Below are 16,904 nucleotides of genomic sequence, written 5' to 3'. Positions count from 1 at the left end.
GCGCGAGCAGCGGATAAACCCCGTTGCCGCGCTTTTTTTGCCGTATATCCGATTCTGATTCTTACGGCTAAACTGATCTGATTTGGAATTTTTTATGGGAAACCATGCCATACTAATCAAAAGCTTGTTATCTGAATGGTATGGAGGGCACTCCCGTGTGGATTTGGCTCGGAGGAAGCATCCTGATCCTGTTGCTGCTGCTAGTTCTTTTGTCGATCCTTTTTTCCAAAATCACGTTTCATCTGAAGGCCAAGAAGGAGAACAAGGATGAGACGATTCTGCTTGACGTTACGCTATTATTCGGTCTGATAACTTTTCATTACCGGATTCCCGCGATCGGGCTGCGCAATTTGCAGGAGGGACTTTGGGTCGAGAAAGAAAGCAGCGACAATCTTATCGAAAAACATACGTCCGCTGGTGAACAGGAAATCAATAAGGAGATTTTGGACCGTTGGGCGGAAGAATTCCGCGAACTGGTTCAAGCCACGGCCGGGCTGAAAGCCTGGCTGAAACGGACGCTGCGCCGGGTCGATTTTCGCAGCTTGGAATGGTCGACAAATGTGGCGCTGGACGATGCGGCGCATACCGCGACGCTGGCCGGAGCGCTCTGGGCGGTCAAAACCACTTTGGTGGGCTGGCTCTCCTACCATATCTCCCTGCTGCAAAGACCGAAACTGTTTGTTGTTCCCGTCTTCGGAAGCCCGCCGTCATTTGCCACGGAGCTGACCTGCGTTGCGGAAATGCGCCTGGTACATGCCTTATATGCGGGACTGGTTCTGGTCACCCGGGTGTTAAGAATAAAAGGCGGAGTAAGAAAGTGGCTGGATATCGTATTTAAGAAGCAGTAAAAGCGGTGCATGAAAACGATTAAGATCAGGGAACTCGCCGACTTTAATAATATTTCGCCATACATACTCCTCGCCAAAATGCGCACAATACAGAAAGTACAGATAATTTTTTGAACCAAGCGTACAAAGGAGGAATTATACATGGTCGAACATCCGATTCAGGGATTAATGAAGACGGCGATGGAGAACATCAAGGACATGGTCGATGTCAATACGATCGTGGGCGAGCCGGTCGAAACGCCGGACGGCTCCGTGATCCTTCCGATCAGCCGCGTCGGGTTCGGTTTTGCCGCTGGAGGCAGCGACTTCAATATCGATGAGAAACACGAGAAAAACGGCGCTTCCGGCGAAGACGGCAAAGCAAGACCGTTCGGCGGCGGGAGCGGGGGCGGCGTTTCCATTAACCCGATCGCTTTCCTGGTCGTTGGTAAGCAGGGAGTCCATATCGTGCCGCTCGACAATCAAACCCATCTGATGGAAAAGATCATCGACGCGGTTCCGATCGTCGTCGACAAGATCCAATCCATGATCCCTGCCGGCAGCGGTGTTCAGGTTCAAGCCGCGACCGGGACCGCAAGCCAGTTGAATCAACCGGCAACGGGCGTTACCCCGCCGCCGACCGTCAATCCTTTCGCGTAACGAGCAGCCGTTCCCTTTCCGGGATCCCGGGAGGGGTCTTTTTTTGAATCGGAAGGGATTAAGCATGCGGGACGGAACTTGGACATACACCCGCCGTCCGCCGCATAGTATATACTAGATCGCCTTAGCGAGAGTCGGAGGAATAAAGAATGAGAATTTCACTCAAGATGCAGGCTGCCGGATTGCTGGCGATCTGCCTGCTGTTGTCTTTTCCATTGGGAGCCCTTGGGGAAGAAAAGGCAAAGGAGGCTCCGAAGGAGCCGGAAACCCATGCTCAAGCGGCCGCGCTGATCGACGTTACCTCGGGCAGAATTTTGTACAGTTCCCATGGAGACGAGGAACTGCCCATCGCCAGCCTGACGAAAATTATGACCGCGATCGTGGCCATCGAACACGGGAAAACCGATCAAATCGTCAAGGTCGGCAACAACGCCTACAGGAAAGAAGGCTCTTCCATCTATCTTCATCTCGGGGAGGAAATGAGCCTGGAAAATATGCTCTACGGACTGATGCTGAGGTCCGGCAACGATGCGGCGACGGCGATTGCTGAGCATGTAGGCGGTTCGGAGCAAGGTTTCGTTCACCTCATGAACGAGAAGGCGAAGCTGATCGGCCTGTCGCATACCCAATTTCAGAACCCCCATGGGCTGGATGCCAAAGGACATTATTCGTCCGCCAACGATTTGGCCAAGCTAACCGCTTATGCGCTTCATAATCCGCTGTTCAAGGAAATCGTGCGAACTCCGACGCGAAAAGCGCCGAATCCTTACGATCCTTGGGATTACCGCTGGGATAACAAAAATAAAATGCTGCGCTTTTACGAAGGGGCAGACGGCGTGAAGACGGGTTATACGAAAATAGCCCGGCGCTGCCTCGTCAGCTCGGCCACCCGAAACGGCCAGCAGCTCGTCGCCGTCACGATCAATGACGGCGATGATTGGAACGACCACCGCAAGCTGCTCGATTACGGATTCGCGAATTTTCCGCTGAAGTCCCTGATCGAAGCCGGCCAGCCGGTTCAGAACGGTCTTGCCGCCGGAACCGCCTTCAGCTATCCGCTTTCGGAAACGGAAGCGGATCGGGTGGAGATCCGGCTGGTGGTGAAAAACGGCGGAGCGGCAGCCTTCGGATACCGCGGGAGTATCCGGATATTGCTTGCGGGCAGAGAGATCGGCAAAGTGCCTGTATATGAACAGGACAGCGACCGGCCAAGCCCCGCTAAGCAAACCCTGGGGAATGCGGCCTCATCGCTTTCAGGGACGCAAACATTCCGCAGGCCGGGAACCTGGCCGGGATCGCTGGCATATGTGTTTAGGGCGCTTCTGTTTGCCGGCTGACAAGAGAACAAGTTGAAGGAGGGCCATGGGAGATGGTCAATAAAATTTGGCTGGCCATGATCATCATCGGATTTGGCTTCGCCGCGTTCAAGGGGGATATTAATGTCGTAACGCAAGCCGCCTTTGAAGGGGCGCAAACGGGAGTCACGGTTTGTCTCGGCCTGATCAGCGTTCTGGTATTTTGGCTGGGAATTATGAAGCTGGCGGAGGAAGCCGGCCTGGTAAAGGCGATTTCGAAGCTGCTCGGCCCGATCGTCGCATACTTGTTTCCCGATGTACCCAAGAATCATCCAGCCATGGGCTTTATATTATCCAATATGAGCGCCAATTTGCTCGGACTCGGCAATGCGGCGACACCGATGGGCATCCGCGCGATGCAGCAACTGCAAGAACTGAACCCCGACAAAGAGACCGCTTCGCCGGCAATGTGCACGCTGCTGGCCCTAAACACCGCTAGCATCACGCTGATTCCTACTACGCTGATCGCGATCCGGCTGAATTTCCACTCGGCCAATCCGGCGGAAATCGTCGGCTCGACGCTGCTAGCCACAGCCATCGCCACCGCGGCCGCGATTGTGGCGGACCGCTGGTATCGAAGACGCAATGTCCGGACAAAGCCACCGATCCTGCCTCCTGCCGCGTCCAGTTTACCGCTGAAGAGGTGATCCGTCCTTGTTGAATCTCGTAAATATGCTGTCGGCATGGGCCGTGCCAATTATGATCGCATTTATTCCTTTATATGCTTATTTCAAAAAGGTCCCCGTCTACGAATCGTTTGTCGAGGGAGCGAAGGACGGCTTTTCCACCGCGATTGGCATCATTCCGAACCTGGTCGGCATGATGGTGGCAATCAGCATATTCCGCGCTTCGGGAGCGCTGGAATTTTTCGTCGGCTTGATCGCGCCGTTTATGGAAAGATTGCATGTTCCGTCCGAGGTGCTCCCGCTCGGGTTTCTCCGCCCGCTCACCGGGACCGGCTCGCTCGCCTTCACGACCGACCTAATCAAGACATATGGTCCCGATTCCATGATCGGGCGCATCGCTTCGACGATTCAGGGAAGCACGGATACGACCCTTTACGTACTTACGGTTTATTTCGGGGCGGTCGGGGTCAAAAACGGCAGATACGCTTTAAAGGTAGGGCTGTTCTCTGATCTCGTCGGTTTTATAGCAGCTATTACCGTATGTTTGCTCCTGTTCGGATAAACCGTCTTCCTTTGCCGTTTGATACATAAACGACTATTCTGCCGATTTTTCGTTCGCACAGATCCTCCTTGTGATTTTGTTCCCCTATGGGTATCATGAGTATGAGGTGACCTAGAGACATGGAAAGATTGCAAAAAATATTGGCGGGGGCCGGAGTTGCATCGCGCCGCAAGTGTGAGGAATTGATCTTAAGCGGGAAAGTGCAGGTCAACGGGGAAACCGTGACTACGCTCGGAACGAAGGCCGATCCGGCTGTGGACGTGATTACCGTGAACAGTAAAGCGATCGGCGCGGAGAAGAAAGTCTACATTGTGTTCAACAAGCCGAAAGGCGTGATCACGAGTGCTTCCGACCCGCAGGGCCGCAAAATCGTCACCGATTATCTGAAGGGGATTACCGAGCGGCTGTATCCGGTGGGCCGCCTGGATTACGATACCGAAGGCTTGCTGCTGCTGACCAATGACGGGGAATTCGCCCATCTATTGACCCATCCGAAACATCATGTGCCGAAAACCTATCTGGCCACCGTGAAGGGAGTTCCGCACGGAACCGAATTGGACAAGTTAAAGAACGGAATCATGCTGGAAGACGGAATGACCGCACCAGCCGAGGCGGAGTACCACGATGTCGATCCGGAGGGCAAGCAGTCGACGATTTCCATCACCATTTATGAAGGCCGAAACCGCCAGGTGCGCCGGATGTTCGATGCGATCTCGCACCCTGTCGTCAAGCTGAAACGGATTTCCTTCGGTGATCTTTACTTGGGGAATCTGAAAAGGGGAATTTACCGGCATTTGACCAAGGAAGAGGTGGAGGGCCTAATTAAACAGGCCAACAACGCCGGTAAACCGGGAAGAACGACCAAACCGTCCAAGCCAGCAAATTCAGCCCAACCGGCTCAGCTTGCGAAACCTGCCAGAACGGCTAAACCGGCTAAACAAGCCAAGCCGGTAAGAAGGGCAGATTCGACCGGAAGTGCGGCTAAACCGAAGAAATCATCAAAACGTTAAAAAAGAAATAATGCCAACGATTTAAAGCCGCCTAACAAACCAGGCGGCTTTTGCCATTCGCGGCAGCAAATTGCAGAAAAATGAAATTATTATATAATGATAAGGACACATAATATTCAAATTTTTCCCCGCTGTAATTGTGGCAATTTTCGTTATAATGTTCATAGGATGTTCACGTTTTGTCCATTGAATATGACAATAGTCATAGAGGGGAGAGGGGATCATGGGGAAGGCGAGACGCCCTGTGCAGATCATCATTTTGTTTATTATCGTCATCCTCGGCGGTTACGCAGTCAGTGCGGCCGTGTCCGGCGGGGGAAGCGGGAAGCCGGCCGTGGGCGATAAACCTCCAGCGATCAAGCTGCTCGGCCTCGACGGTTCGGTACATACTCTGGAAGAATATAAAGGAAAAGCTGTAGTCATCAATTTCTGGGCCACTTGGTGCACTTACTGCGTCAGCGAAATGCCGGCGCTTCAAGCACAGTGGCAAAAGTGGCGCGATCAGGGAGTCGTGGTGCTCGGAATCAATACGGGCGAAGACGAGATGACGGTGCGCAATTTTACGGAACAGCTAGGCGTCGATTTTCCGGTTCTGTACGATTCCGACAACGAAGCGGTGCAGAGTTACGGTGTAGTGCCGATGCCGACGACGTTTTTCGTCGATCCGAAAGGCAAAATCGCCTCCATTCATGAAGGTGAGCTGAATTTGGCGACGCTGAATGACCAAATCAGGCAGTTGCTAAGTCCTTGATGAAGACGGGGGGACTTCTATTTTGATTACGAATACGAAATGCGAATGCGGCCACCAAAACCGTGTCGGAACGGTTCTTTGCGAGGCCTGCGGCAAACCGCTCGGCGAGCACGCGAATTCCACCGAGCTGCTGGAAATGCGGTACGACGGCGCAGCCCGGCGGTCGCAGCGGGCGAACCCGAATTTCATCGACAAAATCTGGAACTTCTTTTCCTCGGTCAAGGTTGCCATCTACTTGATTATCATCACCTTGATCGGTGCAAGTCTGGGGACGATTTTCGAACAGGAAAGCAATTTTATCAATTTCGATCCGTCAACCTTCTACAAAGAAAAGTACGGAACGATCGGGGCTATTTATTACAAGCTCGGGCTCTCCCATACGTATGAATCCTGGTGGTTCGTCCTGTTGCTCGTGATGATCGGAGCTTCGCTCGTCATTTGCAGTCTGGACCGGGTGCTTCCGCTTTACAAAGCGCTTTCAAAGCAAAAGGTTCGCAAGCATCTGCAGTTTCTGACCCGGCAAAAGGTAGTGTACCAGGGCCCGGTGGAAGGAGATGGAGCAAGTTGGACGGAGCGGGCCGTCAAGCCGCTAAAGAAAAAGGGGTACCGCGTCCATACGGATGGAGACGCGCTGCTGGCGGAGAAGCAGCGGTTCAGCCGCTGGGGACCCTACGTCATTCATATCGGACTGATCATATTTTTGCTGGCGGTGCTGTTTCGCGGCTTGCCGGGGCTCAATATCGACGAGCACTATTGGTTTCCGGAAGGGGAAATCACGAAAATCCCCGACAGCAATCTTTATTTGAAGAACGAAAAGTTCACCGTCGAATATTACTCCGAGGAAGAAATGTCCGCAGAATTCCGGGAGACCGGCAAAATCGTACCCAAACTGTTCGAGACCAAAGCGGTGCTTTACGAATGTACGGCGGATTGCGACGACCCTTCCAAAGAGCCGGTGCTGCAGGAGGTTGAACGCCATGATATCCGGGTCAACGACCCGCTGAATTATAAGGGCTTCAAGGCATACCAGTTCGATTTTGATCTGACCCCGAAGCTGCGCTCAGTTACGCCCGCGCTGGTAAATGTGAAGACGGGAGAGCAATACGGGAAGTTCCGGCTCGATATGACGAACCCGCAGCAGCAGTTTACGCTGGGACCTTATACGCTTGAACTGAAGAACAAATTCATGGACTTTTCGCTGAATGAGCAGGGCCAGCCGGTATCCAAATCCAAGGATCCGAACGCTCCGGCGTTTTTGTTCCTGATTAAAGGCCCGGATCTGCCGGCGGAAGGCAGCCAATATATATATTTTCCGAAACAGGTCGATAAGGAGCGCTTCCAGCAGGATGCGATCAACGACAAGCTGGGCGGCGTACAGAACACGCTGTCGCTCGATGTCCTGGCGATGGAGGATGTGGATTTTATTGCGTCCTCCAGCTACCTGAATATACGTGTGGACCGGGTTATGCCTTTCATATGGCTGGGGCTAGGCATCGTTATGCTGGGATTGATTATGGGCTTTTACTGGCATCACCGGCGGATTTGGCTGCGAATCGACGACGGAATATTGACCCTTGGCGGACATACGGCCAAGAACTGGTTCGGCTTGCGCCGGGAGGTCGCTTCATTTCTGAAAACGATGGGTATCGAAGTCGACGAGAAGCAATTGGATAACGGGGGGAACCGGTCATGAATTTCTTGGAGATCAGTAGGCAGGCTTTTGTAATCGCGTTCTATTTTTATTGTTTGTCCTTTATTTTCTACGTGGTCGCCGTAACGGGGAAAACCTGGAGAAACCGCGATCCCAAACGGCATGAACGCAAGTGGGGAACGATCTCTTTTGCGACCTCCTCGCTCGGGCTCCTTTCGCATCTGGTTTATTGCGGAACGCGCTGGGCTTACAGCGGACATATTCCGGTAAGCAACATGTACGAATTCATGAGCTTTTTGTCCATGATGATTATGGTTGCTTTTACCGTCGTGTTTCTTATTTACCGCAAAATACTGCTCGGTGTGTTCGCGCTTCCGATCGCCATTATTATTATGGCGTATGCTGCGGTATTTCCGCAGGAGGTTCAGCCGCTCATTCCTTCCTTGAGATCGATTTGGCTATATATCCATGTGACTTTAGCGGCGACGGGGGAATCCTTCTTCGCGGTGGGCTTCGCGGCCGGTCTTATGTACCTGCTGCGGAGCATCGACTTCGGAGCCAATGACAAACAGGCCCGGCGGCAAAAATGGTGGGTTGAATTTACGCTTTTTTCTATTATTATAGTAGTGGGCTTTATTGTATCGGTTTTCACATTCCGGGCTGCCGGATATGAAGCCGTATTTGTTCAAAATGCGACAAATATTGACACAAAACTGGAGCAAGATAGTACAATAGAACAAGAAGTGTACAATTTACCGCCGATCGTGGCTCCCCATGACAGCAAGGCCGTCGAAGTTCAGCCATTTCTCGGCATGGACCGGCCTTGGTTTGAAGCCCCGGTTTGGATGAAGGGCGCGCATGCGGGACGCCAGCTCAATACGGTGCTGTGGTCCGTGCTGTTCGGCGCGGTAATTTACTTATTGCTTCGGCTGATCCTCCGCCGGCCGCTCGGCGCACTGCTGGCTCCGGCATTAAGGAGCATCGATCCGGACGATCTGGACGAGATCAGCTACCGGGCGATCGCCATCGGGTTTCCGATCTTTACACTGGGAGCGCTCGTCTTCGCGATGATTTGGGCGCAGCAGGCATGGGGACGGTTCTGGGGCTGGGATCCCAAGGAAGTATGGGCTCTCATTACCTGGCTGTATTACAGCGCCTATTTGCACCTGCGATTGTCGCGCGGTTTTCAGGGGCGCAAGGCTTCCTGGCTTGCGGTACTCGGATTCGTGGTCGTCATGTTTACCCTCGTGGGCGTCAACCTGATCATTGCGGGGTTGCATTCCTATGCGGGTACCGACTAATGATATAATGTAAACAATTGATGAACAAAATCAGGCTCAGCGTAAGATGATGAAGGGGTTGTTGTCGATGTCAGATCAAGAAAACCGCATTTTGGTAGTTGACGATGAAGAGCGCATTCGCCGTCTGCTCAAAATGTACCTGGAAAAGGAAGGATACGAAATTGACGAAGCCGAGGACGGGGAAACCGCGCTGAAAAAAGCGACCTCAAACGATTACGGCTTAATTTTGCTCGATTTGATGCTGCCGGGGATCGACGGAATCGAAGTATGCAATCGCCTGAGACAGGTCAAGGCGACGCCGGTGCTGATGCTGACGGCGAAAGGGGAAGAAATCAACCGCGTACAGGGCTTCGAAGTCGGCGCCGACGATTACGTCGTCAAGCCGTTTAGCCCGCGCGAGGTCATATACCGGGTCAAGGCGATTATGCGCCGCGCTTCGGCCACGGCATATTTGACCAAAGAAAGCGGGACGAGCAACAATATCGTGTTCCCGCATCTCGTTATCGAACACGATGCCCACCGGGTTACGGCGAGCGGACACGAAGTCAGCCTGACGCCGAAGGAATATGAACTGCTGCACTATTTGGCGGTGTCCCCGGACAAGGTGTTCTCCCGTGAAGAACTGCTGAAGGATGTATGGAATTATGAATTTTTCGGCGATTTGCGTACGGTGGATACCCATGTCAAGCGGCTCCGCGAGAAGCTGAACAAGGTGTCGCCGGAATCCGCGGCCATGATCACGACAGTATGGGGCGTGGGCTATAAGCTGGAGGTAGCGAAATAAAGTGAACTTCTTAAGAACGCTGGTCGGAAAGCTGTGGATCACGATTATTTGTCTGGTTGCGTTTGTACTACTTTCCGTGGGCTTGTTCTTTCTTCCCTATATCGATATGAATTTCGCGAACGCCGGAGCGATCAAAAGATTGTTCGTCATCGTCTCCATGATCGGTTTCTCGCTCACGACGTTTTTCGCTTTATTTTTATTTACCAAAATTACTCAGCCGATGCAGCGGCTGATCCAGGCGGCCGATTCCATTCGGAAAGGGAAATACGATACCCGGCTGTCCTTACGGACAAGCGACGAAATCGGCGTTCTGTCCAATACGTTCAATCATATGGCGGAGGAGCTGGAGCGGACGATCCGCAGCTTGAAGCATGAGAAGGAGCATTTGTCGAGTGTACTCCGCAGCATGAACGACGCCGTGATTACGCTCGACGTGAGCGGCTATGTCATCCTGACCAATCCGCCGGGGGAGCGCGTGCTGAAGTTATGGGGCGATCTGCCGGATGAGGAAGGTATGGAGGAAGCGGGGGAGACGGCGATATTCCTGGAATCCGGGAAGAACGCTCAAGGATCCCTGCAGAAGGTTCCGCGGCCTCTCGAGCAAATATTCCGCCGGGTGCTGGATCAAGAGACGGACCAAAGCACGAATATCCATGTGAAAAAGAGCGTTTGGTCCGTGCATATGGCGCCCCTCGCTTCGGACGGGGGAATCCGCGGGGCGGTGGCGGTGCTGCGTGATGTGACCGAAGAGGTCCGGCTCGAAAAAATGCGCCGCGACTTCGTCGCCAACGTATCGCACGAAATCCGGACGCCGCTGTCGATGATGCAAGGGTACAGTGAGGCCCTGCTCGACGGCATGGCTTCCTCTCCTGAGGAGAGCGCGGAGCTGGTGCAGGTCATCCACGACGAATCGCTGCGGATGGGGCGGCTGGTTCGCGATTTGCTCGATCTCGCCCGGATGGAGGCCGGTCACACCGATATGCCGATGCGCAGGGTGGATTTCCGGGAACTGGCCGAGCGGGTGTACCGTAAATTCCAGGTGCGGGCCAAGGATAACAATCTCGCGCTGAAGCTCGAGCTTCAGGGTGACCCGCTCGTGCTGCATGCGGCCAACGAGGATCGGCTGGAGCAGGTGCTGACCAATCTGCTCGACAATGCGTTCCGGCATACGCCGGAAGGCGGGAGGATCGTCATCGGCGCGAATCCGGAAGAAGACCGCTCGGAAGGCGCCTTACTGCATGTCACGATCAAGGACAGCGGAGTAGGAATTCCCGCCGATGACTTGCCGTTTGTGTTTGACCGCTTTTATAAAGCCGATAAGGCCCGTGTCCGCGGCGAGAGCGGGGGGACGGGCCTGGGGCTCGCGATCGTCAAAAACATCGTGGATTCCCACGGCGGCACGATTTACGCCGACAGCGAGATCGGCAAAGGAACGGTATTTCATCTGCTGCTCCCTGTCGAAAGCACGCAAGAATCGTAAAAAGACAAAAACACCCTTTAAAAAAAGGGTGTTTTTTGTTGAACCCGGAAGATAAATCTTGTTCAACGTGAAACAAATTTTAAAATGCGATTTGCTGCGCTTTGTTGATTTCCGCCAGCTTCGTCAAATCGTCCAATACTTCCTTCGGTGCTTCTTTATCGACCGTAAGCACCATAATGGCTTCTCCGCCGACAATTTTCCGTCCGACCTGCATCGACGCGATATTGACGTCGTTCTTGCCGAGCAGCGTTCCGACGCTGCCGATGATCCCCGGTTTGTCGTTATGCGAGATGAAGATAAGATGGCCTTCCGGCGCGATGTCGACCGGGAATTTATCGATTTGCACCACCCGTGCGCCATATCCGTTCAGCAGCGTGCCGGCGATCCGGCGTTCCGCGCCGTCCTGGGTTTTGAGCGTCACGCTGATCAGATTCGTGAAGCCTTTGGTTGCCGAAGCCTGGGACACGACGACATTGACGTCTCGCGCTTTGGCGAGATGCACCGAGTTGACGATGTTGACGTCGCCGCCGAAGTGGCGGGACAGCACGCCTTTGATGATATAACGGGTCAGCGGCTGGGTATCGACCTCGGCGAGATCACCGGCGTAATCGACATGAATTTCCTGAACGGCTTCATTGTTAAGCTGCGCCGCGAATTGGCCGATTTTTTCGCCGAGCTCGAAATAAGGCTGCAGCTTGTTCATGACGCTTGGAGCTACCGGCGGCATGTTGACCGCGTTTTTGAACGGTTCGTTGCGCAAAATGTGCAGCACCTGTTCCGATACGTCGATCGCGACGTTCTCCTGGGCTTCCACGGTGGATGCCCCCAGATGCGGAGTCACGATGATTTTCGGATTATGCAAGAAAGGATGATCTGCTTCCGGCGGCTCTTTTTCGAACACGTCGAAGGCGGCCCCGGCCACGATTCCCTGATCGATCGCTTCGACAAGCGCCATCTCGTCGATGACCCCTCCGCGCGCGCAGTTGATGATGCGCATTCCCTTTTTCATTACTTCGAATTGCGGACGCGAAATCATATTTTTCGTTTCCGGCGTCAGCGGCGTGTGAACCGTAATGAAATCGGCGTTGCGGACGATGTCGTCGACGCTGGCGAGCTTGACGCCGAGCTTGTCGGCGCGTTCTTCCGTCAGGAACGGGTCGTAGCCGAGAATATCCATCCCGAACGCCTTCGCCCGCTTGGCGACTTCGCTGCCGATCCGACCCATGCCGAGTACGCCGAGCGTTTTGTTGCGCAGTTCGACGCCGAGGAATTTGCGGTCCCAGGTTCCCTGAATCGTCTTGGCATACGCTTGCGGAATGTGGCGGGCGAGGGCCATCATCATCGCGAAGGCATGCTCACAAGTCGTGATCGTGTTGCCGTCCGGCGCGTTGATGACGACGATCCCGCGTTTGGTAGCGGCATCGAGGTTGATATTGTCGACCCCGACGCCGGCGCGGCCGATGACTTTGAGATTTTTGCCGGCCGCCATGATTTTCTCGGTGACTTTCGTCTGGCTGCGAACAAGCAGGCCGTCGTACTCGCCGATGATCGCTACGAGTTCATCTTCGCTGAGTCCCGTCTTTTTGTCCACGGCGACGTCGGCCGCGTCCATGAGCTGCTGAATCCCCATGTCGCTGATCGGATCCGAAACTAACACATTAAACATTGATTTCCATCCTCCTAATAATTTTGGTATATAAGATTGCTTCTTCGGTCAACCTGGCGCTCTTCCCAGCGTTCCTGGCCGCCTTGAAAGCATTCGTACACTTAATCACTTTCCTCCATTACCGTTACACTGCACCAAAGGGCGGGCGTGCGGGAGGATAGCCATTGACGGATGGACCCGGGATAGTCCCGGACAATAAAAAAACTCCCGATCCGCATACTATTGCCATAGTAAGGGACGAGAGTTGTTCGTGGTACCACCCTAATTCGCCGCGTCTTCGCAGAACGCAGCCTCAGTGTCAAATTGACGGAATGATAACGGAATTCCTCCGACTGCGCCTACTTGACTGTACAACAGGTTCGACGCAGTGGCTCAGGAGCGCTAAAGTTGTCGTTCCGCTGCCGGTTTGCAGCACCACCGGCTCTCTGGGAGCTTCCGGACGACTTTTTTTCCTTCACAGACTTTACGAAAATCAATTTTTTCATAATGTATCATGACGCGTCAGAGGTGTCAATACATTTTCATTCGTATCGCTACGCCAAGCCTTACGGCCTTGAATCCCGCCGGTATTTTGGTTATGATTTTAATAATGTCGAATGAGGTCCGATCCGGACGAAAGCTGGCTGCCGTCAATAGTCCTCCCCGAAGAAAGGCAGCAGGGGAAGGAGCTCCGAGGCATAGTACGTCGATCTCCATTTGATGAATTCTTTACTTTGGACGGCTTCAGTTTCTGTGAGAATTTTCACAATGGAAGCCACAGAATTAAGCTTAAGCGCCGATGCTTTGCCGCTGTTGATCATCTGATCGATTTTGGCCGTCATATCTTGGGGCAAATAGGATACATAAAGCTTGCCGTTCAACATAATATCGGTCACCGCTTTGTTCTTTTGCGAGAGAGTGAAAGCTTGCCATTGTGCAACGGTGGTGTCGTTCCGGAAAGAATAACTGTCCGGGATGCTCTTGTCCGACTTGGCGTTCCATTTCATGATCGAGGCGTAAAATTTGCTCTGTGCCTTCAGGCCGTAATCGATGGCGTTTACCGTAAACTCGTCCTGGGAAAGCTTCGAGACAAGCTTGGGTCCGGTTTCTCCTCCGATAAAGGACAGGTTGCGGCCGATGCCTTCTTCAAACAGTTTCAGGCTTTTGAGGATATCGCTTTGCGCCTGCTCCAGCAGGGGAGAAGCGTCCGATACCGAATAGGAGGCGATCAGCTCGTATTGGGCTTTGGCGGAAGCCTGCGCATCCTTCAGGGCTTTGGCGGCCGACAAACTGTTGTCGCTGCGCTTCAGCCAATCATTTAGCTCGAGAAACTCTTCTTTAAACTGCTGATAGGGTTCGAATGCCACATAATAAAATGTGACCAGATCCTGCTGACTGTAGGAAGCGTCGGTTTCCATTTGCAGCACGGAGGCTTTGAAGTTCAAATACTTGGCTTCCGTCCGGGTGATCCCCATGTTCAGCCCGAGAAAGAATGTCCCGAAGGCCACGACTAAGGTGAAAAGAAACCCTAGAGAGAACCAGATTTCGAATCGAGATGATTTTTTTCTTTTCATGGGATGGCGCTCCTTGCACATTATGTATTTGGTCCGAGAGTGATCCGGCGAAAAGGCGTGCCCAGCCTTGGTACAATTTTCATATAACTTTATAGGACAGGGTTTGACAAAATTATGAAAAAATTCAAAATCCGCAATGTGAAGATTCAGAAAGTGGACCCCGCTCAGCTGGACGATCGCATGCTGCTGATCAATCTTTACTTAACTCAAGGACTTGTATTATTTATCGGTTTAATCATCTTGTTTTTTCAGAAGAGAAACCCACTTTCTGTATTAAAGTTTCCGGAAAGCCCGGAATTTCTCTATTGGGGCGCCGGACTGGCCGGAATTATGCTGCTGATCGATTTGCTGCTGTCCAAATTCGTTCTGGAAGAAGCGCTGGACGACGGCGGCATCAACGAGCTGCTGTTTCGGTCAAGGCCGCTGTGGCATATCGTGCTGATATCGCTACTGGTTGCCATTTGCGAGGAACTGCTGTTCCGCGGAGCGATCCAGCACGGGATCGGCCCTTACTGGACCAGCATTCTGTTCGCGGTGATTCATGTCAGGTACTTAAAGCACTGGCTCCCGACGGGCTGGGTATTCGCTAGCAGCTACGGCCTCGGCTTCATTTATGTTCAAACGGGAACGCTATGGGCGCCGATCCTATGCCATTTTCTCATCGACCTCATCTCAGGATTAGCCATCAAGTATCGGAGGGAAACATGAACGACAGATTGAGCAGAACGGAGCGTTACAACGGAAGACGGGGCAGAAACAACAGAAAACGTAGAATTGCGAAAAGGGAACGGCGAAGCGGCAAAGCCGCCGAGCCATATCGGGAAGCCGGCGGGCTCGACGACATTGGGGAGCGGATTGAACCGGAGCTTCAATTCGCTTCCGTGACGGAGGTCCATCCGTTTGCGGAAGAGGCCCGGACGGAGGCTAAAGCCGAGCTGGACGTAAACAAACTGCCGACACGCAAAGAGATGTTCCCCTCCCAACGCGTAAAATGGACCCGCTGGTTCTTCAACTCGTTGCTGTACGTCTTTGTCGCCATCATGATCCTTTTGCTCTGGTGGGGCATCAGCGATTCGCCGTGGGGGCAAAATCACGGTCTTTGACAACGTGTTGCACTATTTTAAGTTATTGGATATAATGTGAAAAATCAAAAATACGAGAAATTGCCGATGAAGAGAATCCAACTCGGAGGCGTATTCGCCAAGAGAAGCATGACCGCTTCTCTAAGTTTATCGGACCGCCCGTTATCGCGGAAGCCAAGTGATTGCGGCCATGATGCCGCAATAAGTTGGGTGGCACCGCGAGTAAGAGCGCTCCTCGTCCCAAAGATGAGGGCGCTCTTTGTGTTTTTATCAACTTAGAGGAGCGGTGGATATGCTGGATATATGGTGGATTCGCGAACATGCGGACGCCGTGCAAGAGGCGGCGGATGCCAAGAAACTGAACTTGTCGGTGGATGAACTATTACGCCGGGACGATCGCCGGCGTGAGCTGCTGCGGGAAACGGAGGAGCTGCGCCGACGGCGAAATGAAGGCTCGCAAGAAATTGCCGAGGCCGCCCGGAAGGGGGCCATGGCTTCGGGGGAGACGGCGGAGATGAAGGCTTCATTGGGAAGGATCGGCGAGCAACTGGCGCTATTGACGGAGAAGCTTGAGGAAGCGGAACGGGAATACAGGGAATTGATGCTGCTCGTTCCCAACGTGCCTTCCCCGGATACGCCCCCGGGCTTAACGGATGCCGACAATGTGGAGATTCGCCGGGAAGGGGAGCCTCCGGCCTGGGATTTTGCGCCAAGGGATCATGTCGAGCTCGGTGATCTCCACGGGATGATCGATATCCCGCGCGGCGTCAAAGCCGGTGGAAGCCGAAGTTATTATCTCAAAGGTCCCGGCCTCATGCTGCACCGGGCCGTTCAACAACTGGCGCTCGATCTGTTGCTTGAGGCCGGGTTTACGCCGCTGGAGGTCCCTTTGCTTGTCAGGGAAGAGCAGATGACAAACGCCGGTTTTTTTCCGACAGGAAAGGATCAAACGTACGGAATTCAGGGGGAGGACCTATGGCTGACGGGCACGTCGGAAATTCCGCTGATCGCTTATTACGGAAATGAAATCGTGGATGTGGCAAAGCCGATCAAACTGGCGGCCGCATCGACCTGCTTCCGCAGCGAGGTCGGATCGGCCGGGAGAGACGTGCGCGGCTTATACCGGGTGCATCAATTCTCCAAGGTTGAGATGGTAGTCATTTGCGAACCCGACCCGGCGGAATCGGAGACCTTGCATGAGGAAATTACCGGGCACGCGGAGAAGCTGCTGAAGCTGCTGGAACTGCCGTACAGAGTGATGGCGGTCTGTGCGGGCGATATGTCGCAGAAGACTTACAAGCAGTATGACATCGAGACTTGGATGCCGAGCCGCGACGGCTACGGAGAGACGCATTCGTCGTCGAACCTGCACAGCTTTCAGGCGCGCAGAGCGAATATCCGCTGCCGGGACGGCGAAGGGAAGCTCCAGTTCTGCCATACACTGAACAATACGGCGGCGGCTTCGCCAAGAATCCTGATTCCGCTGCTGGAGAACCACCAGAGAGAGGACGGCTCGATTCATATACCGGCGGCACTGCGTCCGTATATGGGCGGGCTGGAACGGCTGATACCTCAGGCATAAACAAATAAACGGGA

General features: G+C 53.5%; 15 protein-coding genes, 1 pseudogene and 1 other annotated feature. Of the genes and pseudogenes, 14 read left to right on the top strand and 2 right to left on the bottom strand.

Features of this window, described 5'->3' with window-relative positions; all coding sequences use genetic code 11:
• The first annotated feature begins 155 nt into the window (after positions 1 to 155).
• From V3851_RS01035 to V3851_RS00985, 11 genes and pseudogenes are all read left to right on the top strand, one after another.
• A complete protein-coding gene (locus V3851_RS01035; RefSeq protein ID WP_331844634.1) occupies positions 156 to 848 on the top strand; it encodes a DUF2953 domain-containing protein in 693 nt (230 codons plus the stop codon).
• A gap of 141 nt (positions 849 to 989) precedes the next feature.
• The gene (gene ytfJ / locus V3851_RS01030; protein ID WP_331844633.1) at positions 990 to 1,487 is read left to right on the top strand and encodes a GerW family sporulation protein; all 498 of its coding nucleotides are present in this window, start codon (positions 990 to 992) and stop codon (positions 1,485 to 1,487) included.
• A gap of 149 nt (positions 1,488 to 1,636) precedes the next feature.
• Complete coding sequence (locus V3851_RS01025; RefSeq protein ID WP_331844632.1) at positions 1,637 to 2,824, top strand: D-alanyl-D-alanine carboxypeptidase family protein; 1,188 nt, start codon at positions 1,637 to 1,639, stop codon at positions 2,822 to 2,824.
• A 32-nt stretch (positions 2,825 to 2,856) separates the two neighbouring features.
• Positions 2,857 to 3,489: a nucleoside recognition domain-containing protein gene (locus V3851_RS01020; RefSeq protein WP_331844631.1), complete on the top strand. Its 633-nt coding sequence runs from the start codon at positions 2,857 to 2,859 to the stop codon at positions 3,487 to 3,489.
• 25 nt (positions 3,490 to 3,514) lie between these two features.
• Entirely contained in the window at positions 3,515 to 4,030 is a 516-nt protein-coding gene (locus tag V3851_RS01015) for a spore maturation protein (RefSeq protein ID WP_414859253.1), read from the top strand.
• Between the two features lie 119 nt (positions 4,031 to 4,149).
• Positions 4,150 to 4,869, top strand: a pseudogene (locus V3851_RS01010) (pseudouridine synthase); the annotation flags it as partial.
• Between the two features lie 394 nt (positions 4,870 to 5,263).
• Positions 5,264 to 5,791, top strand: coding sequence for a peroxiredoxin family protein (locus V3851_RS01005; protein ID WP_331844629.1), 528 nt, complete (start codon positions 5,264 to 5,266; stop codon positions 5,789 to 5,791).
• 22 nt (positions 5,792 to 5,813) lie between these two features.
• Entirely contained in the window at positions 5,814 to 7,484 is a 1,671-nt protein-coding gene (resB, locus tag V3851_RS01000; protein ID WP_331844628.1) for a cytochrome c biogenesis protein ResB, read from the top strand.
• Positions 7,481 to 8,743, top strand: a complete 1,263-nt coding sequence (gene ccsA, locus V3851_RS00995) for a cytochrome c biogenesis protein CcsA (protein WP_331844627.1) — start codon at positions 7,481 to 7,483, stop codon at positions 8,741 to 8,743. Before resB ends, ccsA begins: the two co-directional genes overlap by 4 nt.
• 67 nt (positions 8,744 to 8,810) lie before the next feature.
• A complete protein-coding gene (locus V3851_RS00990; RefSeq protein WP_331844626.1) occupies positions 8,811 to 9,527 on the top strand; it encodes a response regulator transcription factor in 717 nt (238 codons plus the stop codon).
• A gap of 1 nt (position 9,528) precedes the next feature.
• A complete protein-coding gene (locus tag V3851_RS00985; RefSeq protein ID WP_331844625.1) occupies positions 9,529 to 11,007 on the top strand; it encodes an ATP-binding protein in 1,479 nt (492 codons plus the stop codon).
• Positions 11,008 to 11,086: 79 nt separating this feature from the next.
• Here the strand turns inward: V3851_RS00985 and serA are convergent, their stop codons facing one another.
• Together serA and V3851_RS00975 are read right to left on the bottom strand one after the other, a co-directional pair.
• Positions 11,087 to 12,673 carry a phosphoglycerate dehydrogenase gene (gene serA / locus V3851_RS00980; RefSeq protein WP_331844624.1) on the bottom strand — a complete coding sequence of 529 codons (1,587 nt, stop codon included), beginning with the start codon at positions 12,671 to 12,673 and terminating at the stop codon, positions 11,087 to 11,089.
• 230 nt (positions 12,674 to 12,903) lie between these two features.
• Positions 12,904 to 13,140: a binding site (T-box leader), on the bottom strand.
• Positions 13,141 to 13,302: 162 nt separating this feature from the next.
• A complete protein-coding gene (locus V3851_RS00975) occupies positions 13,303 to 14,226 on the bottom strand; it encodes a hypothetical protein (protein WP_331844623.1) in 924 nt (307 codons plus the stop codon).
• 114 nt (positions 14,227 to 14,340) lie between these two features.
• On the opposite strand from V3851_RS00975, the gene V3851_RS00970 reads away from it, so the two are divergent.
• The 3 genes from V3851_RS00970 to serS all read left to right on the top strand — a co-directional run bounded on the left by V3851_RS00970 (position 14,341) and on the right by serS (position 16,890).
• The gene (locus tag V3851_RS00970; RefSeq protein WP_331844622.1) at positions 14,341 to 14,934 is read left to right on the top strand and encodes a CPBP family intramembrane glutamic endopeptidase; all 594 of its coding nucleotides are present in this window, start codon (positions 14,341 to 14,343) and stop codon (positions 14,932 to 14,934) included.
• Positions 14,931 to 15,329 carry a hypothetical protein gene (locus tag V3851_RS00965; RefSeq protein WP_331844621.1) on the top strand — a complete coding sequence of 133 codons (399 nt, stop codon included), beginning with the start codon at positions 14,931 to 14,933 and terminating at the stop codon, positions 15,327 to 15,329. The genes V3851_RS00970 and V3851_RS00965 overlap by 4 nt, the downstream gene beginning before the upstream one ends.
• Before the next feature lie 271 nt (positions 15,330 to 15,600).
• Complete coding sequence (gene serS / locus V3851_RS00960) at positions 15,601 to 16,890, top strand: serine--tRNA ligase (protein WP_331844620.1); 1,290 nt, start codon at positions 15,601 to 15,603, stop codon at positions 16,888 to 16,890.
• Positions 16,891 to 16,904: the final 14 nt, after the last annotated feature.

Origin of the sequence: Paenibacillus haidiansis, from assembly GCF_036553665.1 — a bacterium.
Taxonomy (GTDB): Bacteria; Bacillota; Bacilli; order Paenibacillales; family Paenibacillaceae; genus Fontibacillus; species Fontibacillus haidiansis.
The sequence above is the reverse complement of the archived record's forward strand: the minus strand, read 5'-3'. Positions and strand labels throughout refer to the sequence as shown.

Coding starts and splice junctions, on each gene's coding strand:
- ytfJ (WP_331844633.1), top strand. CDS start 990: ATGGTCGAACATCCGATTCAGGGATTAATGAAGACGGCGATGGAGAAC.
- V3851_RS01025 (WP_331844632.1), top strand. CDS start 1,637: ATGAGAATTTCACTCAAGATGCAGGCTGCCGGATTGCTGGCGATCTGC.
- V3851_RS01020 (WP_331844631.1), top strand. CDS start 2,857: ATGGTCAATAAAATTTGGCTGGCCATGATCATCATCGGATTTGGCTTC.
- V3851_RS01015 (WP_414859253.1), top strand. CDS start 3,515: ATGCTGTCGGCATGGGCCGTGCCAATTATGATCGCATTTATTCCTTTA.
- V3851_RS01005 (WP_331844629.1), top strand. CDS start 5,264: ATGGGGAAGGCGAGACGCCCTGTGCAGATCATCATTTTGTTTATTATC.
- ccsA (WP_331844627.1), top strand. CDS start 7,481: ATGAATTTCTTGGAGATCAGTAGGCAGGCTTTTGTAATCGCGTTCTAT.
- V3851_RS00990 (WP_331844626.1), top strand. CDS start 8,811: ATGTCAGATCAAGAAAACCGCATTTTGGTAGTTGACGATGAAGAGCGC.
- serA (WP_331844624.1), bottom strand. CDS start 12,673: ATGTTTAATGTGTTAGTTTCGGATCCGATCAGCGACATGGGGATTCAG.
- V3851_RS00975 (WP_331844623.1), bottom strand. CDS start 14,226: ATGAAAAGAAAAAAATCATCTCGATTCGAAATCTGGTTCTCTCTAGGG.
- V3851_RS00970 (WP_331844622.1), top strand. CDS start 14,341: ATGAAAAAATTCAAAATCCGCAATGTGAAGATTCAGAAAGTGGACCCC.
- V3851_RS00965 (WP_331844621.1), top strand. CDS start 14,931: ATGAACGACAGATTGAGCAGAACGGAGCGTTACAACGGAAGACGGGGC.
- serS (WP_331844620.1), top strand. CDS start 15,601: ATGCTGGATATATGGTGGATTCGCGAACATGCGGACGCCGTGCAAGAG.